Origin of the sequence: Micromonospora sp. URMC 106, assembly GCF_051386395.1 — a bacterium.
Classification (GTDB): Bacteria; Actinomycetota; Actinomycetes; order Mycobacteriales; family Micromonosporaceae; genus Micromonospora.
Genome location: NZ_JBPQTP010000240.1, coordinates 1 through 707, shown reverse-complemented (window position 1 = coordinate 707; position 707 = coordinate 1). Strand labels below are relative to the sequence as shown.

General features: G+C 74.8%; 1 protein-coding gene and 1 pseudogene. Both read right to left on the bottom strand.

Features of this window, described 5'->3' with window-relative positions:
- Positions 1-435, bottom strand: a pseudogene (locus tag ACSNOB_RS31940) (glycosyltransferase family 1 protein); the annotation flags it as partial.
- On the bottom strand, positions 432-707 hold a 276-nt coding region (locus ACSNOB_RS31935), incomplete at its 5' end, for a glycosyltransferase family 9 protein (protein ID WP_436691158.1). The pseudogene ACSNOB_RS31940 and the gene ACSNOB_RS31935, both read right to left, overlap by 4 nt.

The following is a 707-nucleotide window of genomic DNA, read 5'->3' as shown; positions in this document are numbered from 1 at the left end:
GGGCGGGACGATGCCGTGCTCGATGACGGTGGTGCGGGTGGCGCCGGTGTCCCAGAAGAGGTGGTTGAAGTGGGTGACGTGGGCGATGAGCAGGTCGTCGCGGTCGGCGAGGGGGTGGCGGCTGTGGGGGACGTTGCCGTCCTTGGGGGTGTTGTGTTCGACGTAGATGGCGGGGATGTCGCGGCCGGGGCGGCGGTGCAGCCACTGTTCGGCGAGGTCGAGTTCCTCGGGGCGTTGCAGGATGATCAGGTCGATGTCGGTGGTGGCCAGTTCGTCGGGGGTGGTCTCGACGGTGGTGTCGGGCCAGGGGTAGGTGCGGGCGCGGCCGAGGCCGTAGGGGCCGCGGTCCGGGGTGACCGGTACGAGGTAGCGGTGCTTGCCGTGCACGAACGAGGTGGTCCAGGAGCCGTGCACGTGCCAGAGCAGGATGTTCATCGGCCGCTCCCGGCCACCGCCGGCACGCCGGCCCTCACACCGCCGCCGGCCCCCGCACCGCCGCCCGCGCGGGCCGACCCGCCCGCCGGGGACACCCCGAGCAGCCGCAGCGCCTCGACGACCTGCTCCGGGTCGATGCCGCTGAGGCAGGGATGCCCGGGCACGGGGCACCGGGCGGCGCGGGTGTCCCGGCAGGGCGCCCCGGCGTCGCCGAGCCGCACGGTGGGCACCCGCCACGGGCCCCACTGCCCGAAGGGGACGGTCGGGGCGAA